Origin of the sequence: Escherichia sp. 94.0001 (genome assembly GCF_013369155.2) — a bacterium.
Lineage (GTDB): Bacteria > Pseudomonadota > Gammaproteobacteria > Enterobacterales > Enterobacteriaceae > Escherichia > Escherichia coli_F.
Genome location: NZ_JABWMS020000287.1, coordinates 1 through 296, shown reverse-complemented (window position 1 = coordinate 296; position 296 = coordinate 1). Strand labels below are relative to the sequence as shown.

Genomic DNA, 296 nt, shown 5'->3' with positions numbered 1-296 from the left:
ACGCACGGAATCTTCATGCCAGCGGGTATCGCTGTAACGGGTAAGCTGGCGATTCCTGTCTCCTGCATAGCTGAATGACGTCACCATCCCCAGTGTGTCCGTAAACTCATAACGGTATTTCACGTTAATCCCGTTAAGATTATCGCTACCGGGAGCGCTCGTCCGGGCATGAAGATACCCCGCGCTCAGCGTGGCCTGCTGCTCAGACGCCCATGCAGGCGCGCCGGATACGGCCAGACAGATGGCTGCGGACAAAATGGCGGCATAAAGTTTACGCATAATTACCTCTCGCTTTT

General features: G+C 55.1%; 1 protein-coding gene. It reads right to left on the bottom strand.

Features of this window, described 5'->3' with window-relative positions; genetic code table 11:
• Window positions 1-279: Ail/Lom family outer membrane beta-barrel protein (locus tag HEN33_RS25755; protein ID WP_170922443.1), on the bottom strand; the 279-nt coding region annotated here is incomplete at its 3' end.
• Between the last annotated feature and the right edge of the window lie 17 nt (window positions 280-296).